The organism is Lacunisphaera limnophila, assembly GCF_001746835.1.
In the GTDB taxonomy this organism is placed as follows: domain Bacteria; phylum Verrucomicrobiota; class Verrucomicrobiia; order Opitutales; family Opitutaceae; genus Lacunisphaera; species Lacunisphaera limnophila.
The window spans coordinates 2,214,052-2,237,702 of sequence record NZ_CP016094.1 but is presented as its reverse complement, the minus strand read 5'-3'; the positions used below and the strand labels follow the sequence as shown (position 1 = coordinate 2,237,702).

Sequence of the window (23,651 nt, the reverse complement as noted above, 5' to 3'; positions counted from 1 at the left end):
GACGGAGGCTCGGCGGAGATGGCGAAGCAACCCCGCCTGCGCGCGCAGGCCAGTCCCTGTTCGTGGCGGGATTTGGAAATCCCGCCCTACATTCACTGCACCACCGCCTGCGCCCTCTCCACCAGCCCGAGGAACTCGCTGCGATACCCGCCGGCGTCACTGCCCGTGCCGGCCCGCCCCCAGGCCGCGACTTCCGCCAGCGTCAGCGACCCCTTGTGCGGTGAATCCCGCAGCACCATCCCGAAGGCCGCCACCGCCGCCGCGAACTTGAAATCCTGACTGGCATCCTCGAAGCGCGCCCCCGTGTCCCGGAGCACGAACTCCACCTTGCTGCTCACCGCCCCCGCCGGCTCCTTGTAGCGCAACTTCACGGTCAGCAACTCGCCGCTCTCCCCCGCCTTCCGTGCTCCGCTCTCCGTCTGCTGATATTTGAGGTCATCCACGGCCGGCGCCACGCCCGGCAGCTCCGCGCCCGCCGGCACGACCTCGTACAAGGCCGTCACCGTGTGCCCGGCGCCGATCTCGCCCGCATCCACGGCGTCGTTGTTGAAATCCTCCTTGGCCAGCAGCCGGTTCTCATAACCGATCAGCCGGTAGGCCGCCACCTGCGCCGGGTTGAACTCCACCTGGATCTTCACGTCCTGCGCGATTGTCACCAGCGTGCCACCGGCCTGCTCGACCAGCGCCTTCTTCGCCTCGGCCAGCGAGTCGATGTACGCATAGTTCCCGTTCCCCTTGTCCGCGATCTGCTCCAGCGTGCCGTCCTTCAGGTTGCCCATGCCGAAGCCGAGCACGCTGAGAAACACGCCGCTCTTCGCCTTCTCCTCCACCAGCCGCACGAGGTCGCCTTCGCTCGTCGTCCCGACATTGAAATCCCCGTCCGTCGCCAGGATCACGCGGTTCACCCCGCCGGCGATGAAGTTCGCCTTCGCGATGTCGTAGGCCAGCTGGATCCCGAGCGCGCCGTTGGTCGAGCCTCCCGCCTCCAATCGGTCGATCGCCTCCAGGATCTCGGCCGGGCGCGACACCGGCGTGGAGGGTAGGGCCAACCCCGAGGAACCCGCATAAACGGCGATGGCCACGCGGTCGTCCGCCCGCAGCTTGCCCACCAGCAGCCGCAGCGACTGCTTCACCAGCGGCAGCTTGTTCGGTTGCTGCATTGAGCCGGACACATCCAGCAGGAACACGAGGTTGGCCGCCGGTCGCGTGGCGTCGCTGACTTCACGGCCCTTGAGCCCGATCCGCACCAACCGGTGCGCCGGAGCCCACGGCGCCGCCGCCACTTCCAGGTTCGCCGCGAACGGCACCCGGCCCGTCGGCTGGGCATAACCGTAGGGGAAATAATTGATCAGCTCCTCGATCCGCACCGCATCCGCCGGCGGACGCTGCCCACCGACCAGGAACCGGCGCACATTGGCGTACGCCGCCGTGTCCACGTCCACCGCGAAGGTCGACAAGGGATGATCCCCCACCCGCTGATACCCATTGTCCTGCCGGTGACCGTATGCCTCGGTGTTGAACGCCGGCGCCGGTGCCACCGCCATAGCACGCTTCATCGCCAGGGCCGGCTGCCGCGCCGACTCCATCTCCTGTTGGCGGGCGACAAACCGGGACCCCGACAACGCGGCGGACTGGTTGTAACTATCGACCGGAGCAGGCGCCGGAGCGGCATAGCCTGCCGTGGTCGCGGCCAATGCCTGCGACCCTTCCCGCGTCTCGGCCAAGGCGACCGGCACCCCGCTCTGGGCCACAAGGGAGAGGTCGGCCACCGCCCCACCCACCTGCGCCTCATCCTTGAAGGCCGGAACCTCCCGACCCATCGTCACAACCGGCGGCGCCTCGGCCACCGGCGCAGCCGCCGCGGCATCCAACTCCGTCGCCTTGAACGCCGGCAAATCCACCGCAACGTATTGCTTCGCCCGCACGGGCTCCGGCTGTTTCTGCTGCCAGATCACAAAAAATACCGCAAAGCAGGCCGCCGCGAGCCCGCTCACCGCATAATAAAACTGCGGGAACCGGATCGGCCGGTTGAGACGGTCTTTCGCCCGCTTGACCCGTTCCGCCGTCGTCCCGCCGCCATCGAGCATCCGCGGATCTCCCCCGGCGACGATGGCCGCCTTTGCTTCCGCACCGGGCTGGCCCGCCGCCTCAGACTCCAACGCGGCCGCGAACATCGTGCCCGCCGCCCGGATCTCCTCCACGGCCTGGCGGGCCGCCGGATCGGCACTGAGCAGTTTTTCAAATTCAACCCGCTCATCCGCCGCCATCTCGTCGAGGGCGTAGGCGGTGAGCCGCGGATCATCCGGCAAAATTGGATCTGTATTCATGGGCTTCTGGTTTCGTGGGGCTTGTCGCGCCGTAGGCTTGGCGAAGGCGGATTATTCCGGCTGCGCGATCATCTCCTGGCGCAGGCGCTTGATGGCGGTGTGCAGGATGAAGCCGACGTTCGTCACCGAGAGCGACGTGATGCGGCTGATTTCCTGGTAACTGAAGCCGTTCTGGAATTTCAGCCGGACGACTTCCTGTTGGTTGTGGGGCAGTTGCTCGATGAGTTTTAGCACCGCCGCGTGTTGTTCGGCGCGCTCGAGGCCGGCGCCCGGCCGGGGCTCCGCCGCAATCAGGCGATCAACCTGCCCTTCGGCAAAGAGGCTCATGCGACCCTCCTTGCGGAGGACATCCGTGACCCGGTTGCGGCAAACCGTGAACAACCACTCCGCCACATGCCCGTCCACCTGTTCCGGCGGCTGCGCCATGAGACGCACAAACGTGTCCTGCACCACATCCTGCGCCCGGTCGGCGTCGCCGCGGAGCAGGCGCGTAGCGTAGCGCAGCAGCGGTGCCCGGTGTTGGGACACGGCCGTCTGCACGAGGGAGCTGGCATCAAGACTTTCATCGGACTGTTGGGGTTCGTTGTTCACGCGACCTGCTCCTGTCACGCAGGGATGCCCGGTTTATTAGCCCATGGACACAATTATTTGCCCGCCCCCTCGATTCTCCCTCCGGCCTTGCCGCGATTGCCCTGGACCGCTGGGTGGAACCTGCGCGCCGCGCAGGTTGGATCAGCGCCTCCCCTCTCCAACGCCCGCCCTACCTCCTCGCCGCCGCTTCTCGCGCCGCCGCCACCAACTCCAGCAACTCCTGCCGATAACCCCCGGCGTCATCCGGCAACTCGACCCGCACCCAGGATTCCAGGCGGTCCAACCCCGGCCCCGCCCCCGCCGCCCCATCCTGCAGGATGCGTCCCAGCTCCGCCATCGCCACGGCATGCTTGAAACCGGCATCGGCCTGGCTCCACTCCCGCACCTCCTCTGCCAGCGCCCGGACCAACCGTCGTGTCCGGCCGGTGCCAGCCTCCCGATACTCCACCTGCAGCCCCGCCCAGGCCTCCGCCCCCGGAACGGCCCCCCCCTTGAAATCGACCTCATACAGCGCGACCAGCTGCCTGCCGGGCAGCAACTCGGCCACTTCGACGGCATTGCCCTCCGTGAGCGACCTCGCCTGCCCCACCATCTCCGATTTGAAGTCGATTTGCAGGCCGACCTCCGTCGCCGTCGGCTCCAGGAGTCCGTCCACCTGCCCCGCGAGCAGGCGCTCCGCCTCCTCCCGCGTGTTCACGTAACAACTCCGCCCGCCGCCCTCGCGCGCCAACAGTTCCAGCCGCAGGTCGTTCCGATCGCTGCGCCCGAAGCCAAACACACTCAGCGTGACCCCACCCGCGGCCTCCCGCGCCGCCCGCGCCGCCAGCACGCGCTCGTCCGTTTCCCCCAGGTTGAAATTTCCGTCCGTGCAAAGCAGCACGACACTCTTCCCCCCCACCGCTTGCGCCCGCCGGGCCACGTCGTAGGCGAGTTCGAGCCCGGCATAACCGTTCGTGCGCCCCGCCGCCGTCAGCCCGTTCAAGCTGCCGCGCAGTTCGCGCGCCTGCGCGCCCAACGGCTGGCTCGGCAACACCTCGATCGCTTGCCCCGCATAAGTCACGACCGCGACGCGATCATCCGGACGCAGCCGCTCCGCCAGCAGCCGCATGCCTTCCTGCAGCAGCGGCAGCCGGTTCGGCCCGCGCATCGATTCCGACACATCGATCGCCAGCACCAGGTTTACCGGCGTGCGCGCCGGCGGCGTGACCGGCTTCGCCCGGACTGAGACCCGCACGATCGATCGCCCGGGCGTCCAAGGCGAGGGCGCCACTTCCACCTGGGCCGTCAACGGTTCCTCCGCCGCGGCCACCTCCGGCCGCGGCGGCTCCGGCGGTCCCTGCCGCACCATCTCGGCGAGGTGGATCTCTTCCGTCTTCGGCCATTCTTTGTCCGCGAGCCGCTTTCGCATACCCCCGATCCCGGGCCCAGGCGCGGCCTTCGCCTGGGATCGCATCGCCTCCTCCTTCCCCTCTCCCGGTTCGGCCGGTGCCGCCGGCGTCTCCCCCGGTTGCCGCGCAGCGGTTCGAGGCGGCGCGGACCGCGCTACCTTCGCCGCCTGGACCGGCCCGGCATCCGCCGGCTCGTCCATTGCTTCTGCGGCCAGTGCCGCCGGGTCCGCCTTTAACGTGGCCTCCGCGCGGCCGTTCGTCGGTGCCGTTTCATCATCGCTATATTCTCCCTGCGCCAAGGCGGCCTCGTCGGTGCCGAGTGCCCCCGTCGGGGCACCGGGACTCCGGAGACCTCCCCCCCCGCCCGCCTCCGCCCCGCCCATGCCGCCTCCGGGCAACGCCGCACTGGCTCCGCCCGTTGCACCCGCCGCCTGCCCGTTGCCGTGACCAAAGGCTTTCCTTTCCCACTCCGCCTCCCCCGGTCGCAGGTTTCGACCCGGCGCGGTCCGCGCCACCACTCCTTGACCGCCGGCTCCGACCGGCCCGCCACCGGCTGCCCGCTCCTTCCCTGCCGACGCTTGGAGCCCGGCCGACCCCGGCCCGGTACCCTCGGTCGCTTCTCCCCGTCCGGGAGCCCGCGAGCGCGCGATAAAATACCACCCGAGCGCGGCCAACCCCACGACAACGAGCGCGGTGAGGCCCAAGCGAAAGCCCGCTCCGCCTTTGCGCCGGCGGCGCCGCTTCGGCAGCGGCTCGCCGGATTCCAAAATCTGCCTCAGCTGCCGCCCGGCCTGCCGGATCGCCTCGGTGCCGGTCAGCAGCGCCTTGCCGTCGGCCACGCTCGCCACAAAGGCCTGCTTCTCGTCGGGCCCCATCTCCTCCAACGCATAAGCGGTGATCCGGGGATCGCGGATCACCGACGACGCCTTGGACCGCCCCGCCGCCGTCGCCGCCACCACCCGCTCGATCGCATGATGCAACAAACCACTCGCCCCGGCCGGAGACAGTCCCGTGATGCGGGCCGTCTCCTCGGCGTTGAACCCAAATTGGAATTTCAACCGCAACGCCTCCTGCTGCTTGCTCGTCAGCCGCGCAAACACCCGGTGCACCGCCACCCGCCCGTCCTCCGCCGGATCATCCGCTTCCGCCGCCTCGTCTGTCTGCGCCAGCATGCCGTCACCGCGATGACCCGTCCCGGTCAGCTGCTGCCGGCCCCGGGCGAAAAGCCACACCAGCGGATCCTCCTCCAGATCCTTCTGTTCCTGGATCTCCCTCAGCACGGCCTGTGTCACCGCTTCCACGGCGGTCCGATCCGCCCCCGGCAACTGGGCCAGGTATGTGCGCAGCGCCGCCCCATGCCGTTCCAGCAATGCCGGAGCGACCGCAACCCGGTCGGCGGCGGAAGGGGATGGGGAACTCACTGTTCCCCCCTTATCGACACAAACCCCGGAAACTTGCCCACCCCGCCCTCATCTCGTCACTTGCGCCGGTCCCCGAAAGCCGCACTTTCACCCTGCCATGTCCCGCCCGCTCCCGGTTGTCTTTCTCCTGCTGTCCGGCCTGCTCGCTCTCCTTGCCGGCTGCACCCGGCGCGAGTCCCCCGCCGACGCCGGCACCCGCAGCGGCACCCTCCTCCTTGGCAACTTGGCCGAACCCCAGGAACTCGATCCCCAGCTCATCTCGGCCTACACCGACCAGAACATCGCGGTCGCCCTATTCGAGGGTCTCTGCGCCCTGGATGAACGCACCTCGCAACCCGTCCCCGCCGCGGCCGAAAAATGGACCGTCAGCCCGGACGGCCTCACCTACACCTTCCACCTGCGCCCGGCCGCCCGGTGGTCCAACGGCGATCCCCTGACCGCCCACGATTTCGTCGCCGCCTGGCGCCGGATCCTCTCGCCGTCCCTCGCCGCCGAGTACGCCTACCTCCTCCACCCGCTTAAAAACGCCGCCGCCCTCAACGCCGGCCAGCTCACCGATTTCACCGCCCTCGGCGCCGATGCCCTCGATGACCACACCCTCCGCGTCACCCTCGAACAGCCCATTCCCTACCTCCCGGCGCTCACGGCCCAACCCGCCTGGTTCCCCATCAATCCCCGCGTGCTGGCCCAATTCGGCGACCTGCGCCAGCGACTCCCCGCCTGGACCCGCCCCGGCAACCTCGTCGGTAACGGCCCGTTCACCCTCGCCGAGTGGTCCCCCCAGTCCCGCCTCGTCGTCACGAAAAACCCGTCCTACTGGGACGCCGCGAGCGTGCGCCTCGAGCGCATTATCTTCTTCCCCACCGACAGCCCCGAGGTCGAAGAACGCAACTTCCGCGCCGGCCAGGTCCATGTCACCTACGGCCTGCCCACCGCCAAGCTCGAGACCTACCGTCGCGACCAACCCGCTGCCCTCCGACTCGACCCGTTCCTCCAGGCCATCTTCCTCCGTTTCAACACCACCCGGCCGCCCTTCACCGATCCGCGCGTTCGCCGCGCCCTCTCCCTCGCGATCGACCGCGACGCCATCGCGGCCACCGTGTTGCGCGGCGCCGGCACGCCCGCCCGCCACTTCACGCCGCCCGCCAGCGCCGGCTACACCGCCCGCGCCACCGTGCCGACCGATTTCGCCGCCGCCCGCGCCCTGCTCGCCGCCGCCGGTTTTCCCGGCGGACAGGGCCTGCCCACCCTCGACCTCCAGGTCCGCAACGACGAGCACCAACCCCGCGTCGCCGAGGTCCTCCAAGCCCAGTGGCAGAAGGAACTGGGCGTGACCCTCACCCTCACGCCGCTCGAGCAGAAGACCTGGGTGCAAAACCAGCAGACCCTCGCCTACACGCTCTCCGGCGCCGGCTGGATCGGTGACTTCGTTGATCCCGTCACCTTCCTCGACCTCTTCGTCTCCACCGGCGGCAACAACTGGACTGGCTGGGCCGACCCCGCCTACGACGCCCTCATTCGCCAGGCGGCCGCCACGCCCGACCCGGCCGCCCGTCACGAACTCTTCCAGCAGGCCGAGGCACGGCTGCTGGACCAAGCCCCCATCGCCCCGGTCTTTTTCGGCACCCGCGCCTACCTCATCGCCCCCGCCGTCCGCGGCTGGGAACCTTCCCTTCTCGGCCTGCACCAATATAAGAAAGTGTTTCTCCAGTAGGTCCTGTCTCCTCCCGGCCCTGCGCCGCCACCCACTCCACCCTTGCCTGCCCCCCTCCGCCCCGTGAAAAACTCCCCCGTGCTCACCCGTTTCATCCGTGGCGGTCTCCTCTTCCTGCTGCTTGGCCTCTCCGCCGCCACCGCGGCCGAGCTGACCTTCGTCCGCGTCTACACCGGCTGGCGCGACGCCGCCTCCTTCAAGCGCATCTCCGAATACTTTACCGGCCGGGAAAACACCGGCGGCGAGGCCGTCCTCCGCACCCACGCCGACCAGCGCGCCGGTTTCTACTTCCTCGTCCGCGTCACGAACCCCGCCGCCGCCCGCACCGTCACCGCCCGGCTCGGACTCATCTCCGCCGCGACGGCGCAACCTGTGACCCACACCTTCACCACCCCGCTGAAGGCCGGCGACACCGTCTTCCACCTGGGACTCACCGGCCCGGACTGGCCCGACGCCAAGGCCGGTCCCGTCGCGTGGAAGCTCGACCTCACCGACGACACCGGCCGCGTCCTCGCCACCGAGCAGAGCTACCTCTGGGAAAAACCGGCGACGCCTTAACGGCAGGAACCTGCTTGCAGGCGATTCTTCGTGGCGCAAAAAAACCACTGGTCCGACTGGCAGCCGCTCCCCGGCTGGAATCCCTCCTCCGATGTCCTCCGCGAAACCCTCGACGGCGGCCAGAGCTTCCGCTGGACCCCTGACGCAGGCACCACGGCAAACCCGGCGCGAGAAATCTGGACCGGCACCTGGTCCACCCATCTCGTCCAAGTTCGCCCGCAGCCCGATGGCCTTGCCTGGCGCAGCCCCCTTCCCGCTGCCGCCCCCGCCCTCCATCGTTACCTCGGCCTCGACACTGACTGGTCCGCCCACACCGACGCCCTGCCCTGGCGCAGCGATCCGCACCTCGCCCGCTGCCTCGCCGCCTTCCCCGGCCTCCGCCTCCTCCGCCAGCCCTTCGGCGAAACCCTCCTCGGCTTTCTCTGCAGCGCCACCAAGCAGATCGTCCAGATCAAGCAGATGCTCGCCCTCCTCGCTGAACGCCACGGTCCGCTCGTTTGTAGGGCGGGGTCGCCGAACCCCGCCAAGGCGGCCTTCGGCGATGCCGCCCTACAGTGTCACCAGCTCCCCACCTGGTCCCACCTCGCCAGCATACCCGAAAAGGATCTTCGCGCCTGCCAGCTCGGCTTCCGCGCCCGCTACATTGCGGAGACGGCGCAATTCCTCGCCGCCCACCCCGGCTGGCTCGACGAGACCGAACGCCTGCCCTACGCCGCCGCCAAGACCCGCCTGATCCAGTTGCCCGGGGTCGGCGAAAAGGTCGCCGACTGCGTTCTTCTCTTCGGCGCGGGCAAACTCGAGGCCTTCCCCGTCGACACGTGGATGCTAAAATCGCTCGCCCGCCGCTACGGCCTCGACGGCTGGAAACCCGCCCAGGTCGCCCATTTTGGTCGCACCCACTTCGGTCCCATCGCCGGCCTCGCCCAGCAATACCTCTTCAGCTGGGAACGAAAATTCGGCGGCCGCTGACCCCGGCGCCGACGAGCCTCCCGCGAGGCTTGTCGCGCCGTAGTCCCGCGTCCGCGGGACGAAGGCGGATCACTTCGCCTTTTGGATCAGCTCGACCTCGTACCCCTCGGGCGCGTCGATGAAGGCGATCACCGAGCCGCTGCCCGTCTTGGTCGGGCCGTCGCTCAGGGCATAACCCTTGGCCGCCGCGGCCGCCGCAAAGGCCTCCAGGTCGTCCACCGCGAACGCCAGGTGCATCAGGTCGGACTGCACCTGCACCGGGGCCGCGCCCGGCGGCATCTGACACAGCTCGATCTCTTCCTCGCTGTTCGGCGTGCTGAGAAAAACCAGCTGCGCGCCGCGCGGCGAGGTATGCCGGCGGGAGGCCGTCAGGCCGAGCGCCTCGGTGTAGAACTTAACGGAACGTTCGATATCGTTTACCCGCATGCGGGTGTGGAGCAGCTTGGTGACGGTCATGCCCCCACCCTAGCCACCTTCCCCCGCGAATCACGCGAATTCCCGCGGATCAACCCCGGGCCGTTTTTGCCCCGGATGACCAGGGATCAATAATCCTGGCTGGGGGATTACCTCCTCCTGGCCCAACCACCTCCCCCCTCTAACCGTGTCCCCCGCGGGTGCACGCCCGCTGGGCCGCGTGGTCTGCATCCGTGCCCATCGGTGCAATCCGTGGCCAAAATCCCGCCTCTTTTTTGTGTCTTTTTGTGCCTCTTTGTGGCCAGACTCCGCCGCTTGTCCTCCCTCGACCTCGCCGCCATCCGCGCCGCCCATGAACGCATCCGCCCGTTCATCAAGCGCACCCCCGTGCTCACCGGCGAGCGACTCGACACCGCCACCGGCGCCGCCCTGTTCCTCAAGTGCGAAAACTTCCAGGAAGCCGGCGCCTTCAAGTCCCGCGGCGCCTGCAACGCCGTCTTCTCCCTCACCGACGCCGAGGCCGCCACCGGCGTGGTCACCCACTCTTCCGGCAACCACGCCGCCGCCCTCGCCCGCGCCGCCCAGCTCCGCGGCATCACCGCCCACATCGTCATGCCGGTCGGCGCCGCCCGGTCCAAGGTTCGCAACGTGGGCCACTACGGCGGCTGGATCACGTTCTGCGAACCCAACCTCACCGCCCGCGAGGAAGCCTGCGCCCGCGTCTCGCGCCAGACTGGCGCCACTATCGTCCATCCCTTCGACGACCTCCGCGTCGCCGCTGGCCAAGGCACGGCCGCCCTCGAACTGCTGGAGGACGCGGCCGACCTCGACGTCATCCTCTGTCCGGTCGGCGGGGGCGGCCTGCTCTGCGGCACCGCCGTGGCGGCCAAGGCCCTCTACCCGAAAATCCAGATCATCGGGGTCGAGCCGGAACTCGCCAACGACGTCCAGCAGTCCTTCCGCGCCGGCCGCCGCATCGCCATCCCCACGCCGGCCACCATCGCCGACGGCCTCCGCACCAATTGCACCGGCGAAAAGAATTTCCCCCTCATCCAGCAGTATGTGGATGACATCGTCACCGTGACTGAGGCCGGAATCGTCGCCGCCATGCGCGCCGTCTGGGAGGCCCTGCACATGGTCATCGAGCCCTCCGCCGCCGTGCCCTACGCCGCGCTGATGGAGCAGAAAATCCCCGTCGCCGGCCGGCGCATCGGCCTGCTCGTCACCGGCGGCAATGCCGACCTCGACCAGCTCCCCTGGCTGAATCCCGAGGTTGAGCCCGGCCTCCGGATGGGCTGATCGATCGCGTCGACCCTCAAAACGGAGCAGGGCCGGTCATCGACCAGCCCCCATGATACACCCCGACTTGAGCCGGTCAGAGCCGGACCGCCCTGCCTCAACCCGCGACTTCGTCGCCGATCGAGCTCGTGGCGCAATTGTTCGCCGTCTGCTGCACCAACTCGATCTCCTCCGTCGTCACCGGCTGACGGATCACAAAAGAAGTCCCGGTGTCGCCGTCGCGGCCGAAGAACTCGGGGGCTTCGGTGCGGCATTGGTCGCAGTCAATGCAGGAGGAATCGACGTAGAAACGTCCGGCAACGTTGAGGGAAAGACGATCGGTGAGGGTGGCCATGGGTGTCAGGGTTTTGAGGTTGGGATTTCGCCCAGTGTGCCACGGAATCCGCCCGCTTTCCCCTCAGGGTTTGACCAGAGCCGCGCATATATTGACCTCGTCCGGGTGGTCCCACGGGCGCCCCACCGACCTGACGCCGCCCCCTCACCACAAGGGATGACCAGTTTCTGGCAACGAACGAAAGTGCTTAGCCATTGAATCCGTGAAACAATTTACAATGCTCCCTCTCCTGTGAGCGATCATCCCCACGCGTTCCTCGCGCTCTTCCTTGGCGTCGCCCTCGCTTTTCCCCTGCTACTGCTGTCGGTCACGTGGCTCTGGGTAAGGTTCTTCCAGTCTGCCCGTCCCGGTCCGATCAAGAACGCCACCTACGAATGCGGCCTGGCTCCCACCGGCGACTCCTGGATCCAGTTCAAGGCCCACTATTACCTCTACGCGATTCTCTTTCTGATCTTCGACGTCGAAATTCTCTTTCTCCTGCCCTTCGCCGTCGCCTTCACCGGCCTGTCATCAGGCGCGCTCATCACCATGCTGGTATTCATCCTCCTACTGGCCGAGGGCCTCGTCTGGGCCTGGGCCCGCGGTCACTTGGAGTGGAAATAAAATGAGCGACCCAGCCCACATGCCCGCGCCGGGTGAACCGTTTCCCGCCGCCGGCACCATGACCGACGCCGAGCGCGAGGAGCTCCGCCGCCACGGCATTTTGCTCACCAGCCTCGAGGAACTCTACAACTGGGGCCGCTCCAACTCCATCTGGCCGCTCCAATTCGGCCTGGCCTGCTGCGCCATCGAGATGATCGCCGCCGCCACCGCCCGCTTCGACATCGCCCGCTTCGGCGCCGAGATCTTCCGCCCCTCCCCCCGTCAGGCCGATCTCATGATCGTCTCCGGCACCGTGACCAAGAAGATGGCCCCGCTCGTCGTCCGCCTCTGGAACCAGATGCCCGAGCCCAAATACTGCATCGCCATGGGCGCCTGCGCCATCTCCGGCGGTCCCTTCAAGCAGGGCTACAACGTCCTCAAGGGCATCGACCGCTATATCCCGGTCGACATCTACATTCCCGGCTGCCCGCCCCGCCCTGAGGCCCTCCTCCACGGGCTTACCCAGCTGCAGGCCAAGATCCGCGGCGAACACCTCGCCGGCCCCGATCAGGCGCAACACCTGCGACCCGCCAACCCCGGCGAACTCCCCATCCCCGACTACGGCGCGCACGACCTCGAGCCCCCGCACAACCCCGCGCGCTTCTCACCCCCCTCCCTCCCCCGCAAGGCCTGAGCTCGGATCACCTTCCCCCTCACTCTCTCACCTTCCCTTCTTTGGAAACCCTCGCCCAGATCCACGAACGCCTCCTGACCCGCTTCCCCGCGGCGAAGATCGAGCTCGTGCTCAACCCCGGTCCCGCCGCCGAGCACGCCCTGCTGCTCGACGCCGCCACCGCCCGCGAGATCGCCCTCTTCCTCCGCGACGACCCCTTCCTCAAGCTCGATTATTGCTCGAACGTCACCGGCGTGGACTGGCCCGACAAGGAGGTCGTCGACCCCGCCACCAAGGCCAAGACCCTCCAGCCCGGCTGCCTCGAGGCCGTCTACCACCTCTACTCCATGGCGCTCAAGAGTGCCACGCCCGTCATTCTCCGCCTCCGCACGGCCAACCGCTCCGACCAGGTCACCCTGCCGTCCCTCACCCCGGTCTGGCGTGCCGCCGATTTCCAGGAACGCGAGATCTACGACCTCTTCGGCATCGTCTTCGCCGGCCACCCCGATCTCCGCCGCATCCTGATGTGGGACGGCTTCAAGGATCACCCCATGCGCCGGGACTACGTCTCTCCCGACGACTACGAATGGGAGCCCACCCCCCACGGCGCCGTCCTCGACCGCGCCAAGGGACATTACCCTTCGCCTGTGGCGCAGCCACTGGACGAACCGCGCCGTAGCTCGCAGAGCGAAGGCGGGGCCCCGCCGCAGCCCGCCGCGCCCACCAAGGAGGCCCCGAAGCCATGAGCCTCTTCCCCGCCATGGGCGCCGCCGCCGGCCCCCTCGTCCGCGCCGTGCACGACGAGTTCCACGGCGACCTCCTCGAGGTCTCCATGGGACCCCAGCACCCGTCCACCCACGGCGTGTTCCGCATGGTCGTCACCCTCGACGGCGAGCGCATCGTCAAGCTCAAGCCCGTCTTCGGCTACCTCCACCGCAACCACGAGAAGATCGCCGAGGGCACCAGCTATCTCGGGTCGATGCCCTACACCGACCGCCTCGACTACCTCTGCTCGATGTCGAACAACTGGGCCTATGCCCTCGCGGTCGAGAAGCTCGCCGGCCAGCCCGTCCCCGACCGCGCGCAGTACCTCCGCGTCATCATGGCCGAGCTCACCCGCCTGGTGAACCACATGTGCCTCGTCGGTTTCCTCTTCAACGACCTCGGCACCTCGTTCACCCCGCTCCTCTACGCGTTCCGCGAGCGCGAGAAGATCCTCGACCTTTTCGAGTCCCTCAGCGGCTCCCGCATGATGTGCAACTACCAGCGCTTCGGCGGCTGCCGCGTCGATCCCACCCCCGAGTGGCTCGCCGCCGCCTCGGCCCTGGTCAACAACTTCCCCCGCTTCCTCGACGAGTACGAGACGATGCTCACCGGCAACGAGATCATGCTCGCCCGCACCCAGGGCATCGGCCGCCTCAACGCCCAGCAGGCCATCAACGCCGGCATCACCGGCCCCGGCCTCCGCGCCAGCGGCGTGGACTACGATATCCGCAAGGTCGACGGCTACGGCTTTTACCCGCGCTTCGACTTCCGCGTGCCTCTCGGCGCCCACGGCGACACCTACGACCGGTACATGATGCGCGTGCTCGAGATGCGCGAGTCCGTGAAGATCCTCCAGCAGGCCTTCCGCGACCTCCCCGCCGGCCCGATCATGGATCCCAAGGCCAAGCTCCGCGGCTTCCGCCCGAAAATCGGCGAGGCCTACGGCCGTCTCGAGGGCCCCAAGGGCGAACTCGGCTTCCACCTCATCAGCGACGGCAGCCCGAATCCCTACCGCTACCGCGTCCGCCCGCCGTCCCTCATCAACCTCACCCTCCTCGAGGAAATGTCTCTCGGCCACACCATCGCCGACGCCGTCGTCATCCTCGGCTCCATCGACATCGTCCTCGGCGAGGTCGACCGCTGAAAACCAATTAAGAATTAAGAAGGATGAATTAAGAAACACCCCACCCCTTCCTTCCCTCCGCTTTCTTCCCTCTTACTTCTTCCTTCTTCCTTTTTCCTCCCATGCTCGGCACCGGTATCCTCAAAGGTTTGGCCATCACCGCGAAAAATTTCGTGGGGAGCTACCATGACCCGGCCCGGCTGGTCACCCAGGAATACCCCGACGTCCCGGCCCAACTGCCGGCGGCCTACCGCAATTTCCCCTTCCTCGTCACCGAGAACGCCACCGACCCGATGGGCACGCTCCGCTGCGTCGCCTGCCAGATCTGCGAGAAGGAATGCCCGCCGCAGTGCATCTACATCGAGAAGAGCAAGGACAAGAAGCCCGACGCCACCGGCAAGCCCCAGATCTACCCTGCCGTCTTCGCCATCGATACCGCCGTCTGCATGAGCTGCCAGCTCTGCGTCGAGGTCTGCCCGTTCGACGCCATCAAGATGGACCACGTCTTCGAGGTCGCCGCCACCAACCGCTTCGAGGGCCTCCTGCTCAACCGCGAGCAGCTCGCCAAGCCCAACACCTACTTCCACTCGATCCGCCCCGACGAAGCCGCCGAGGTCGACGCCCGCCTCACCGCCGAGCGCGTGGCCGCCGAGGAAAAAGCGAAAGCGGCAGCCGCAGCGAAAGCCGCCGCCGCGGCTGCACCCAAACCGGCAGCCCCCACCCCTGTAGCCGGGGTCGCTGACCCCGGATCGGCCGCACCGAAGCCGGCTGCATCCCAACCCGCTTCGCCTGTGGCGAAGCCACTGGACGAACCGCGCCGTAGCCCGCAGGGCGAAGGCGGGCCCACCCCATGAGCCTCGAAACCCTCCCGCTCATCGTGCGCGACTGGATCGTCGCCCTCTTCCCCGACGTCCTCCAGTGGCTCGTCCATCACCTGCTCTCCATCGCGGTAATCCTGACCGTGTTCGGCCTCTTCTTCGCCTTCACCACCATCGCCGAGCGCAAGCTCCTCGGCCGCCTGCAAAACCGCCTCGGCCCCAACCGCGCCGGCCTGCCGAAACTCTCGATCCTGCCCTTCCACCTGAAGCACAAGCTCTGGGGCCTCAGCCAGCCTTTCGCCGACGCCGTCAAGGCCCTGACCAAGGAGGACGTCGTCCCTGACGCCGCTGACAAGGTCCTGCACTTCCTCGCCCCTGTCGTCATCGTCGCCTTCTCCCTCCTCGGCTTCGCCGTCCTGCCCTTCGGCCGCCACCTCATCCCCGTCGAGCTCGACGCCGGGCTCCTCTACTTCTTCGCCGCCGGCACGGCCACCGAGCTCGCCATCTTCATGGCCGGCTGGGGCAGCCGGAATAAATACTCGCTGCTCGCCGCCATGCGCGCCCTCGCCCAGCTCATCAGCTACGAGCTGCCGCTGATCCTCTCCGTCGTTCCCGTCGTCCTCGTCGTCGGCACCCTGTCTCTCCCGGACATCGCCGTCGCCCAGTCCGGCTGGACCTTCGGCGTCCTGCCCCACTGGCACGTGTTCACCCCGTGGGGCTTCGCCGGTTTTCTGATCTTCCTCGTGGCCGCCCTGGCCGAGAGCAACCGCTCGCCCTTCGATCTCCCGGAGGCCGAGAGCGAGCTCATCGCCGGCCACCTCACGGAATACTCCGGTTTCAAATACGCCCTCTTCTTCATGGCCGAGTACTTCGGCCTCACCGCCCTCAGCGGGCTCGGCGTGACGATCTTCCTCGGGGGCTGGCAGGCGCCCTTTGCCTTCCTCGAGTTCATCCCGTCCTACCTCTGGTTTATGATGAAGCTCGCGGGCATGATCGTCTTCTTTATCTGGATCCGCGGCACCCTCCTCCGCCTCCGCATCGACCAGCTCACCCGTCTTTCCTGGCAGTTCCTCGTGCCGCTCGCGCTGCTCAACCTCGCCAACGCCGCCTTCTGGGCGCTGACCGCCGGCTGGTCCGGTCCCCTGGTCTTCGTGCGCTGGGCCGTTTCCGCGGCGATCGTGGTCGTTCCCTTCCTCATCCTCGGCCGCCGCCTCAGCGGTGACCGCGCCCCGCGCACCTACCGCTACGCGTCATGATGCTCGCGCTCCTTATCATCGCCCTCGTCATCCTCGGCGCCGCCGCGGCGGCGATGCTGTCGCGCAACCTCATCCACAGCGCCCTCCTGCTTGTCGGCGCCTGGGCCGGCATCGCGGCTTTTTATCTCTGGGCCGGGGCCGAGTTCGTGGCCTTCGCCCAGATTCTGGTCTACGTCGGCGCCGTCTCGATGGTCGTGCTCTTCGCCGTCCTCCTGACCCGGCAGGGCGAAACCAGCGCCCCGGTCGGCTATGACTCCCTCAAGCGCGCCGTCCTCGCCTTCATCGTCGCCGGCGGCGTCGGCGGCCTGCTGGTGGGCGCGATTCTCGGCAGCCCGCTCGATGTTCATCTCCCCGCGGCCACCCCCACGCTTTCCGTCCAGCAGATCGGCGCCCTCCTCATGGGCCCCTATGCCCCCGCCCTCCTAATCGTGGGCGTCCTGCTCACCGTCGCCCTGCTCGGCGCCGTCGTCCTCGCGGCCGTCGACCAACCGGAGGACACCCCATGAGCCCCCTGCAGCTCTGCCTCCTCCTCTCCAGCCTGCTCTTCTGCGTCGGCCTGATCGGCGCCCTGGCCCGGAGCAACACCATCCTCGTGCTGCTCGGCATCGAGCTGATGCTCAACGCAGCCAACCTCAACTTCATCGCCTTCTGGCGCTACGGCCCGCACCCCGACGCCGGGACCGGCCTGATGTTCGTTCTCTTCGCCATCGCCGTCGCCGCCGCCGAGGCCGCCGTGGGCCTCGCCCTCGTCATCGCGATCCACCGCCACCGTAAAACCATCCGGCTACAGGAAGCCAACAGCCTGAAAGGCTGAACCTCCGCGGAGAATCCTTCATGACTTTGGCCGCCCAACACCTCTGGCTCATTCCCGCTCTGCCTCTCGCCGCGGCGGCCGTCGGAGCACTGGTGCCCCGCTCCGGTCGGACGATCGCTGCCGGCGCCGCCCTCGCGGCCATGGCGGGCGCCTTCCTCCTCTCCTGCCTCGCCCTCGCCGGCGCGCTCGCCGATCCCGCCGCCCACCAGGTCTTCAATTTCTCCTGGTTCGACCTCGGCGCGACCACCCTCCGCCTCGGCTTCCTGCTCGACCCGCTCACCGCCTTCATGTGCGTGATGGTCACCTTCGTCAGCTTCCTGATCTTCGTCTTCAGCACCGGCTACATGCAGGAAGACGCGAACTTCAAGCAGTTCTTCTGCTTCCTCAGCCTCTTCGCCGCCGCGATGCTCGGCCTGCTCGTCGCCAACAGCCTCCTCCTCCTCTTCGTCTGCTGGGAACTCGTCGGCCTCGCCTCCTACCTGCTGATCGGTTTCTGGTTCCACAAACCTTCCGCCGCGGCCGCCGCCAAGAAGGCTTTCATCACGACGCGCATCGGCGACCTCGGCTTTCTCCTTGGCCTGCTCTGGCTGCAGGACTCCCAGGGCACGCTCCTCTTCTATGACGGTGGCGCGGGTTTCCTCGAGTCCGCCTCCCTCGCCCAGCTGGCCCAGCTCCTGCCCTGCGGTCTCGCCGCCTCCACCGCCATCGGTCTCCTGCTCTTCTGCGGTGCCGTCGGCAAATCCGGCCAGTTCCCGCTCCACGTCTGGCTGCCCGACGCCATGGAGGGCCCGACCCCCGTCTCCGCCCTCATCCACGCCGCCACCATGGTCGCGGCGGGTGTCTTCCTCATCGCCCGCGTCTTCCCCCTCATGGCCGCCGACCAGGGCCTCACCGAGGTGCCGATCCACGCCCTCACCGTCGTCGCCTTCATCGGCGCCATCACCGCCCTGCTCGGCGCGCTGATCGCCGTCGCGCAGAACGACATCAAACGCATCCTCGCCTTCTCCACCGTCTCCCAACTCGGCTACATGATGCTCGCCCTCGGCGTCGGTTCCTGGGTTGCGGCCATCTTCCACCTGCTGACCCACGCCTTCTTCAAGGCCCTCCTCTTCCTCGGCGCCGGCTCTGTCATCCACGCCGCCCACCACGAGCAGGACATCCGCTCGCTCGGCGGCCTGTCCGACAAGATGAAGATCACCTTCCTCACGTTCACGATCGGCACCCTGGCTCTCGTCGGCGCGCCGCTGTTCTTCTCCGGTTTCTGGTCCAAGGAAGCCATCCTCCACGCCGCCCACGGCTGGCAGGTCTCCCATATCCCCTTCTACGCCGCCGTCGTCGGCGTGGTCCTCACCGCCTTCTACAACACCCGCCTGATGGCCGAGACCTTCTTCGGGAAACCCCGGTCCCACGCCTCGGAGCACGCCCACGAGAACAAACCGGCCATGACCCTGCCGCTCGTCGTGCTCGCGGTCTGCACCATCCTCCTCGCCTTCATCAACACCCCCGCCTGGCCGTGGCTCGACGCCACCCTCCTCGGCCAAACTGAGGTCCACGGCCACTCCCTGCTGGAAGGCGCCGGCCTCATGGGCCTCTCGGTGCTGCTGGTCGCGATCGGCATCGGCGCCGGCTGGGCCCTCTACGGCCGCCGCCCGCGTGCTCGCGCCGAATCACCCGATCCGCTCGCCACCCGCGCCCCCGGCGTGATCGCCGCCCTGGCCAACCGCCTCGGCTTCGACGAACTCTACGCCGCCACGTTCGGCCGCCTCAGTTCCGGTTTCGCCAGCTTCTGCACTTTCCTGGAAACCTACGCGTGGGACGGCGCCGTCCGCTTCCTCGCCCAGCTCGGGGTCTACACGGGCGTGGTCAGCCGCGAAAATGACGAGGCCGGCCTGAATGCCGGCTTCGACGCCACCAGCGCCAAGCTCCGCGGCACCGGCGTCGCCTACTCGAAGGCCCAGACCGGCGAAGCCCACGGCTACCTCCGCACCCTCGCCCTCGGCTTCGTGTTCCTCCTCATCCTCGTGATCCTGGGAGGTGCCCGGTGAACCAGCCTGCCCTCCTGTCCTGGATCATCTTCACCCCGTGGATCGGGGCCTTCCTCGTCTTCGTGTTTCGCCGCGCCCTGTCGCCGCAGCTCGCCCGGCTCCTCCCGGCCCTATTCAGCCTTTCGACGCTCATCCTCGGCGGGATCGCGCTCGCCCGTTTTGACCCTACGGTCACCGGCCTGCAGTTCGTCGAGAAATGCGACTGGATCCGCGCGCTCAACGTCCACTACCACGTCGGGCTCGACGGCCTCAGCCTCGTGCTGGTCCTGCTCACCGGCATCCTCTCGCCGCTCGCCCTCTTCGGCACCACGCGCTCCCTGCGCTGCCCCGCCATCCACGGCGCCCTCTTCCTCCTGCTCCAGGGCAGCGCGCTCGGCGTCTTCCTCGCCCTCGATTTCTTTCCGTGGTTCGTCTTCTGGGAACTGAGCCTCGTGCCGGCCTTCTTCCTCATCAAGCTCTGGGGCGGCCCCGGCGCCTCGCGCGCGGCCTACCAGTTCGTGGTCTACACCATCGGCGGCAGCGCCTTCATGCTGCTGGGCTTCGCCGCCCTCTACGCGGCCACCGGCACCTTCGACTTCATCGAACTGGCCGCCCTCGCCCGCGCCGGGCTGATAGCGGAGAAACTGGCCCTGGTCGGCGGCATCTGGCCGCAGGCCGTGTTCCTCGGCGTCCTCCTCGGCCTCGCCGTCAAGGTCCCGCTCTTCCCGTTCCATGCATGGCTGCCCCCGACGTACGCCGAGGCGCCGACCGGCACCTCCATGTTCCTCACGGGCGTCATGTCGAAGATGGGCGTCTACGGTTTCCTGCGCATCCTCTGGCCGCTCTTCCCCGCGCCCCTGCACGCCGCGGCCACCCCGCTCCTCTGGCTCGCCCTCGCCGGCGTGGTGCTCTCGGCCTTCGCCGCGATGAAGCAGACCGACCTGAAGCGCCTGGTCGCCTACTCCTCCATCAACCACCTCAGCTACTGCCTGCTCGCCCTCTTCGCCGTCGCCGCCGCCGGCCCGGCCAATCCCGCGGCCGCGACCGCCGCGCTCAGCGGCACCATCCTGCAGGTTTTCAACCACGGCCTCTCCGCCGCCGCGCTCTTCTTCTGCGTCGGCGTGCTCGAGTCGCGCTCCAGCGGTTCGCGGGGCCTGCATGACTTCGGCGGTGTCCGCTCCGCCGCACCGGTGTTCGCGGGCTTCTGTGGCGTCGCGTTGTTCTCCTCCCTGGGCCTGCCCGGCCTCAATGGGTTCGTCGGCGAGTTCCTCATCTTCCGCGGCGTCTTCGGCCTCGCCCCGTGGGCCGCGGCGATCGCCACCCTCGGCCTCCTCGCCACCGCCCTTTTCCTGCTGACTTTCTGGCAGCGCGTCTTCCACGGCCCCGCCGCCGGGGCCGGCATCGGCTTCCGCGACCTCGACGCCGGCGAGATCGTCACCCTCCTGCCGCTCCTCGTCCTCATGTTCGCCCTCGGTCTCTTCCCGCAGCTCCTTACCGGCCTGATCAACCCGCTCGTCACCTCCTGGGCGGCCACCCTGCCATGAACGCCCTGCCCTGCACCATCTACGTCTCCTTCGCCGGCGCGGCCCTCGCGCTCGTGGCCGGGACGCGCTCGGCGGGGGCGGCCCGGATCGTGGCCCTGCTCACTGCCCTCACCGCCTGGGGCATCACCCTGGTCGCCGCCGCCCGCTTCGTGCCGGTCACCGCGCTGCAGACCCTGGTGAACGTCCCCTGGATCCCCGAGTTCGGCATCAACTACCACCTCGCGGCCGACGGCATCAGCCTGACCCTCCTCGTCCTCACCGGCCTCGCCACCACCGCCGGCGTGCTCTTCTCCTGGAACATCAACCACCGCACGGGTGAGTTCTTCGCCCTCTACCTCGCCCTCATCGGCGGCGTCTACGGCGTGTTCCTGAGCGCCGACGCCTTTGTCCTCTTCGTCTTCTACGAGATCGCCATCGTCCCGAAGTATTTCCTCATCGCGAACTGGGGCTCCACCAACCGCGAATACGGCGCGATGAAGCTCGTGCTCTACTCCTTCGCCGGCAGCGCGCTCGTCCTCGCCGGTATGCTCTGGGCCTACGCCGCCGGCCGCGCCACCGGCTTCGGCTTCCCGGAGCTCATCGCCGCCACGGGCCACCTCGACCTGGCCTCGCAGACGGGCATCTTCGCCCTCGTCTTCCTCGGCTTCGCCACCCTCGCCGGTATGTTCCCGCTCCACACCTGGGCGCCCACCGGCCACGTCGCCGCGCCCACCGGGGCCTCCATGCTGCTCGCCGGTGTCGTGATGAAGCTCGGCGCCTACGGTTGCCTCCGCGTCGCGCTCCCCCTCTCCCCCGATGCCTTCCTGCTGCTCCAGCCCGCCATCGCCTGGCTCGCCATTATCGGCATCCTCTACGCCGGCCTCGTGGCCCTCGTGCAGGACGATTTCAAGTTCGTCATCGGTTACTCCAGCGTCAGCCACATGGGCTTCGTGATGCTCGGGCTCGCGGCCGCCAACCCCGCCGCCCTCAGCGGCGCGGTCTTCCAGATGTTCTCCCATGGCGTCATTGCCGGCCTGCTCTTCGCCGTTGTCGGCCGCATGGTCTATGAGCGCACCCACACCCGCCAGCTCGCCGCCCTGCGCGCCCTGCCGCTCCACCGCCTCATGCCCTTTGCCGCCGTGGTCTTCGTCCTCGCCGGCCTCGCCTCCATGGGCCTGCCGGGCTTCAGCGGTTTCCCGGCGGAGCTCACCATCCTCATCGGCACCTGGCAGACCAACCCCATCTGGGCTGTCGCCGCCGCCAGCGGGGTGCTGATCGCCGCCGCGTTCACCCTCCGCGCCATCCAGGTCTCGTTCTTCGGCCGCACCGGGCCGGACCTCTGCGTCACCCCCGTGGATCCCCTGCCTCCGATCACTTGGCCGGAGAAGGCTGGGGCCCTGCTCCTCCTCGGCGCCACGATCTATCTCGGGCTTAGCCCCGACACCCTGCTGGACTGGATCCGGCCGGCCCTCCAATCCCCCGCCTTCCACGCCATCCTGACCGGAGGTGCCTCATGACCGCTGACTACGCCGGCCTGCTCCACGTCCTCCGCCCTGAAACCCAGCTGGTGGTCGGCGCCGTGCTCGTGCTCTTTTTCGATATGGTCTGGGCCAAGCACCGCCCGGCCAACCGGCATCACGTGGCCCTCGCCTTGGGCACGATCTCCCTGCTGATGGCCGGCTATGAGGCCGCCACCATGGGCGCAACCGGCCCGGTCTACGGCGGTGCCTTCATGGTCGACCAGCTCGCGATCGTGACCCGCACCGGCGTCATCGGCCTGGCCCTCCTCTCGCTCGCCCTGCTGCCCGATGCCGTGCGCCTGCGCCACCCGGCGGAGTTCACCGCGATCCTGCTCTTCGCCACGACCGGCTTCACGCTGATGGCGGTGGCCAACAACCTCCTGCTCGCCTTCCTCGCCCTCGAGCTCGCCAGCCTGTCGCTCTACATCCTCGCCGGCTTCAACAAGACCGACCCGGCCTCCGCCGAGGCCGCCCTGAAGTATTACCTCTTCGGCGCCATGTCCGCCGCGTTTCTCCTCTTCGGCTTCAGCCTGCTCTACGGCCTCACCGGCTCGATCAACCTCGACCTGATCGCCACCCACCTCGCGGTGCGCGGCCAGCCCCCGCTCCTGATCGTCGCGCTCGTCATGGTCCTCGTCGCCTTTGGCTTCAAGGCCGCCGCCGCGCCGTTCCACCTTTGGGCCCCCGATGTCTACCAGGGCGCCCCGGCCCCCGCCGCCGCGCTCATCGCCTCGGCCTCGAAGCTCGCCGGGCTCGTGCTCTTCACCCGCCTGCTCTGGCCCGGCCTCGGTGGCACCGCGGGCACGATCGCCCACCTGCCCCTCACCGTGGGCTGGGCTCCCGTCGTCGCCCTCCTGGCCGGCGCCTCCCTCCTCCTCGGCAACATCGGCGCCCTGGCCCAGTCCAATGTCCGCCGCCTGCTCGCCTACTCCGCCATCGCCCACGCGGGCGTCATGCTCCTCGGCGTGATCGCCGCCGGCCGCACCGGCCTCGGGCCGCTCTTCTATTACGCCGCCACCTACGGTCTGGCCACGGTCGGCGCGTTCGGCGTCATCGCCGCCCTGGAATCCGGCGGCCGCGTCCAGCAGCTCAGCGACCTCGCCGGCCTGTACCGCCGCTCCCCCTTCCTCGCCGGCTGCCTCGCAATCTTCATCCTCTCGCTCGCCGGCATCCCGCCGCTCGCCGGCTTCTTCGGCAAGTTCGCGGTCTTCGCCTCCGTGCTCCAGCTCGGCGGCCTGCAGGGGCCCGCCGGCTGGCTGACGATCCTCGCCATCGCCCTGAGCGCCGTGGCCCTCTATTATTACGTGCTGATCCTGAAACAGGCCCTCGTCGCCACCGGCGCCCCCGAGGTCGCCCCGGTGCGCGCTCCGCTCCCCGCGCGCCTCGCCCTGCTGGTCGCCGCCAGCCTGATCGTGCTGCTCGGCCTGATGCCCTCGCTGCTGCTGGGGTTGTTCTGATTGCTCCCGGATTTATTCCGGCCTGGAGGACCCGGTCTAGCGGCAATGAGGAGCTTGGCTGCGGATCCACTTTCGAGTCGG

The 23,651-nt window shown here is 68.5% G+C and carries 21 protein-coding genes; 16 read left to right on the top strand and 5 right to left on the bottom strand.

All coding sequences use genetic code 11. The features are described from left to right. Window positions 1-92: 92 nt before the first annotated feature. The 3 genes from Verru16B_RS09325 to Verru16B_RS19165 all read right to left on the bottom strand — a co-directional run bounded on the left by Verru16B_RS09325 (window position 93) and on the right by Verru16B_RS19165 (window position 5,727). A complete protein-coding gene (locus tag Verru16B_RS09325) occupies window positions 93-2,327 on the bottom strand; it encodes a YfbK domain-containing protein (RefSeq protein ID WP_218918773.1) in 2,235 nt (744 codons plus the stop codon). A 51-nt stretch (window positions 2,328-2,378) separates the two neighbouring features. Next, a complete protein-coding gene (locus Verru16B_RS09320; protein ID WP_069962027.1) occupies window positions 2,379-2,918 on the bottom strand; it encodes an RNA polymerase sigma factor in 540 nt (179 codons plus the stop codon). A 169-nt stretch (window positions 2,919-3,087) separates the two neighbouring features. Then, window positions 3,088-5,727 carry a YfbK domain-containing protein gene (locus Verru16B_RS19165; protein WP_157772360.1) on the bottom strand — a complete coding sequence of 880 codons (2,640 nt, stop codon included), beginning with the start codon at window positions 5,725-5,727 and terminating at the stop codon, window positions 3,088-3,090. A 97-nt stretch (window positions 5,728-5,824) separates the two neighbouring features. On the opposite strand from Verru16B_RS19165, the gene Verru16B_RS09310 reads away from it, so the two are divergent. The 3 genes from Verru16B_RS09310 to Verru16B_RS09300 all read left to right on the top strand — a co-directional run bounded on the left by Verru16B_RS09310 (window position 5,825) and on the right by Verru16B_RS09300 (window position 8,968). After that, window positions 5,825-7,441, top strand: coding sequence for a peptide ABC transporter substrate-binding protein (locus Verru16B_RS09310; protein ID WP_069962025.1), 1,617 nt, complete (start codon window positions 5,825-5,827; stop codon window positions 7,439-7,441). Between the two features lie 63 nt (window positions 7,442-7,504). Then, window positions 7,505-7,999 (top strand): hypothetical protein, encoded by a 495-nt coding sequence (locus Verru16B_RS09305; RefSeq protein ID WP_157772359.1) that lies wholly within the window; start codon window positions 7,505-7,507, stop codon window positions 7,997-7,999. A gap of 30 nt (window positions 8,000-8,029) precedes the next feature. Then, a complete protein-coding gene (locus Verru16B_RS09300; RefSeq protein WP_069962024.1) occupies window positions 8,030-8,968 on the top strand; it encodes a DNA-3-methyladenine glycosylase family protein in 939 nt (312 codons plus the stop codon). A gap of 69 nt (window positions 8,969-9,037) precedes the next feature. Here Verru16B_RS09300 and Verru16B_RS09295 read toward each other — a convergent pair whose 3' ends face one another. Then, window positions 9,038-9,424, bottom strand: coding sequence for a VOC family protein (locus tag Verru16B_RS09295; RefSeq protein ID WP_069962023.1), 387 nt, complete (start codon window positions 9,422-9,424; stop codon window positions 9,038-9,040). A gap of 273 nt (window positions 9,425-9,697) precedes the next feature. On the opposite strand from Verru16B_RS09295, the gene Verru16B_RS09290 reads away from it, so the two are divergent. After that, window positions 9,698-10,681 carry a pyridoxal-phosphate dependent enzyme gene (locus Verru16B_RS09290; RefSeq protein ID WP_069963686.1) on the top strand — a complete coding sequence of 328 codons (984 nt, stop codon included), beginning with the start codon at window positions 9,698-9,700 and terminating at the stop codon, window positions 10,679-10,681. A gap of 97 nt (window positions 10,682-10,778) precedes the next feature. Here the strand turns inward: Verru16B_RS09290 and Verru16B_RS09285 are convergent, their stop codons facing one another. Continuing rightward, on the bottom strand, window positions 10,779-11,015 hold the full coding sequence (locus tag Verru16B_RS09285) for a ferredoxin (protein WP_069962022.1): 237 nt from the start codon (window positions 11,013-11,015) through the stop codon (window positions 10,779-10,781). 231 nt (window positions 11,016-11,246) lie between these two features. Between Verru16B_RS09285 and Verru16B_RS09280 the strand changes: the two genes are divergently transcribed. The 12 genes from Verru16B_RS09280 (at window position 11,247) to Verru16B_RS09225 (ending at window position 23,570) form a co-directional block, all read left to right on the top strand. Beyond that, window positions 11,247-11,618 (top strand): NADH-quinone oxidoreductase subunit A, encoded by a 372-nt coding sequence (locus tag Verru16B_RS09280; RefSeq protein WP_069962021.1) that lies wholly within the window; start codon window positions 11,247-11,249, stop codon window positions 11,616-11,618. Between the two features lie 58 nt (window positions 11,619-11,676). Further along, window positions 11,677-12,291: an NADH-quinone oxidoreductase subunit B gene (locus tag Verru16B_RS09275; protein WP_099093308.1), complete on the top strand. Its 615-nt coding sequence runs from the start codon at window positions 11,677-11,679 to the stop codon at window positions 12,289-12,291. A gap of 41 nt (window positions 12,292-12,332) precedes the next feature. Further along, window positions 12,333-13,016, top strand: coding sequence for an NADH-quinone oxidoreductase subunit C (locus Verru16B_RS09270; protein WP_069962019.1), 684 nt, complete (start codon window positions 12,333-12,335; stop codon window positions 13,014-13,016). A 14-nt stretch (window positions 13,017-13,030) separates the two neighbouring features. Then, a complete protein-coding gene (locus Verru16B_RS09265; protein ID WP_069963685.1) occupies window positions 13,031-14,179 on the top strand; it encodes an NADH-quinone oxidoreductase subunit D in 1,149 nt (382 codons plus the stop codon). 101 nt (window positions 14,180-14,280) lie between these two features. Next, complete coding sequence (locus tag Verru16B_RS09260) at window positions 14,281-15,012, top strand: 4Fe-4S dicluster domain-containing protein (RefSeq protein ID WP_069962018.1); 732 nt, start codon at window positions 14,281-14,283, stop codon at window positions 15,010-15,012. Beyond that, the gene (locus tag Verru16B_RS09255) at window positions 15,009-16,232 is read left to right on the top strand and encodes a complex I subunit 1/NuoH family protein (RefSeq protein ID WP_069962017.1); all 1,224 of its coding nucleotides are present in this window, start codon (window positions 15,009-15,011) and stop codon (window positions 16,230-16,232) included. Before Verru16B_RS09260 ends, Verru16B_RS09255 begins: the two co-directional genes overlap by 4 nt. Continuing rightward, complete coding sequence (locus tag Verru16B_RS09250; RefSeq protein WP_237023377.1) at window positions 16,229-16,738, top strand: NADH-quinone oxidoreductase subunit J family protein; 510 nt, start codon at window positions 16,229-16,231, stop codon at window positions 16,736-16,738. Before Verru16B_RS09255 ends, Verru16B_RS09250 begins: the two co-directional genes overlap by 4 nt. Continuing rightward, window positions 16,735-17,046: an NADH-quinone oxidoreductase subunit NuoK gene (nuoK, locus tag Verru16B_RS09245; RefSeq protein ID WP_069962016.1), complete on the top strand. Its 312-nt coding sequence runs from the start codon at window positions 16,735-16,737 to the stop codon at window positions 17,044-17,046. The genes Verru16B_RS09250 and nuoK overlap by 4 nt, the downstream gene beginning before the upstream one ends. Window positions 17,047-17,066: 20 nt before the next feature. Next, window positions 17,067-19,091 carry an NADH-quinone oxidoreductase subunit L gene (nuoL, locus tag Verru16B_RS09240; protein ID WP_069962015.1) on the top strand — a complete coding sequence of 675 codons (2,025 nt, stop codon included), beginning with the start codon at window positions 17,067-17,069 and terminating at the stop codon, window positions 19,089-19,091. After that, the gene (locus tag Verru16B_RS09235) at window positions 19,088-20,614 is read left to right on the top strand and encodes a complex I subunit 4 family protein (protein WP_069962014.1); all 1,527 of its coding nucleotides are present in this window, start codon (window positions 19,088-19,090) and stop codon (window positions 20,612-20,614) included. Before nuoL ends, Verru16B_RS09235 begins: the two co-directional genes overlap by 4 nt. Beyond that, a complete protein-coding gene (locus Verru16B_RS09230) occupies window positions 20,611-22,110 on the top strand; it encodes a complex I subunit 4 family protein (RefSeq protein WP_069962013.1) in 1,500 nt (499 codons plus the stop codon). Before Verru16B_RS09235 ends, Verru16B_RS09230 begins: the two co-directional genes overlap by 4 nt. Beyond that, window positions 22,107-23,570, top strand: coding sequence for an NADH-quinone oxidoreductase subunit N (locus Verru16B_RS09225; protein ID WP_069962012.1), 1,464 nt, complete (start codon window positions 22,107-22,109; stop codon window positions 23,568-23,570). The genes Verru16B_RS09230 and Verru16B_RS09225 overlap by 4 nt, the downstream gene beginning before the upstream one ends. Window positions 23,571-23,651: the final 81 nt, after the last annotated feature.

Excerpts from the sequence above, each read along its gene's own strand:
- Verru16B_RS09225 (WP_069962012.1), top strand. The coding sequence starts at position 22,107 with ATGACCGCTGACTACGCCGGCCTGCTCCACGTCCTCCGCCCTGAAACC.
- Verru16B_RS09310 (WP_069962025.1), top strand. The coding sequence starts at position 5,825 with ATGTCCCGCCCGCTCCCGGTTGTCTTTCTCCTGCTGTCCGGCCTGCTC.
- Verru16B_RS09250 (WP_237023377.1), top strand. The coding sequence starts at position 16,229 with ATGATGCTCGCGCTCCTTATCATCGCCCTCGTCATCCTCGGCGCCGCC.
- nuoL (WP_069962015.1), top strand. The coding sequence starts at position 17,067 with ATGACTTTGGCCGCCCAACACCTCTGGCTCATTCCCGCTCTGCCTCTC.
- nuoK (WP_069962016.1), top strand. The coding sequence starts at position 16,735 with ATGAGCCCCCTGCAGCTCTGCCTCCTCCTCTCCAGCCTGCTCTTCTGC.
- Verru16B_RS09255 (WP_069962017.1), top strand. The coding sequence starts at position 15,009 with ATGAGCCTCGAAACCCTCCCGCTCATCGTGCGCGACTGGATCGTCGCC.
- Verru16B_RS09285 (WP_069962022.1), bottom strand. The coding sequence starts at position 11,015 with ATGGCCACCCTCACCGATCGTCTTTCCCTCAACGTTGCCGGACGTTTC.
- Verru16B_RS09265 (WP_069963685.1), top strand. The coding sequence starts at position 13,031 with ATGGGCGCCGCCGCCGGCCCCCTCGTCCGCGCCGTGCACGACGAGTTC.
- Verru16B_RS09275 (WP_099093308.1), top strand. The coding sequence starts at position 11,677 with ATGACCGACGCCGAGCGCGAGGAGCTCCGCCGCCACGGCATTTTGCTC.
- Verru16B_RS09325 (WP_218918773.1), bottom strand. The coding sequence starts at position 2,327 with ATGAATACAGATCCAATTTTGCCGGATGATCCGCGGCTCACCGCCTAC.
- Verru16B_RS09295 (WP_069962023.1), bottom strand. The coding sequence starts at position 9,424 with ATGACCGTCACCAAGCTGCTCCACACCCGCATGCGGGTAAACGATATC.
- Verru16B_RS09260 (WP_069962018.1), top strand. The coding sequence starts at position 14,281 with ATGCTCGGCACCGGTATCCTCAAAGGTTTGGCCATCACCGCGAAAAAT.
- Verru16B_RS09230 (WP_069962013.1), top strand. The coding sequence starts at position 20,611 with ATGAACGCCCTGCCCTGCACCATCTACGTCTCCTTCGCCGGCGCGGCC.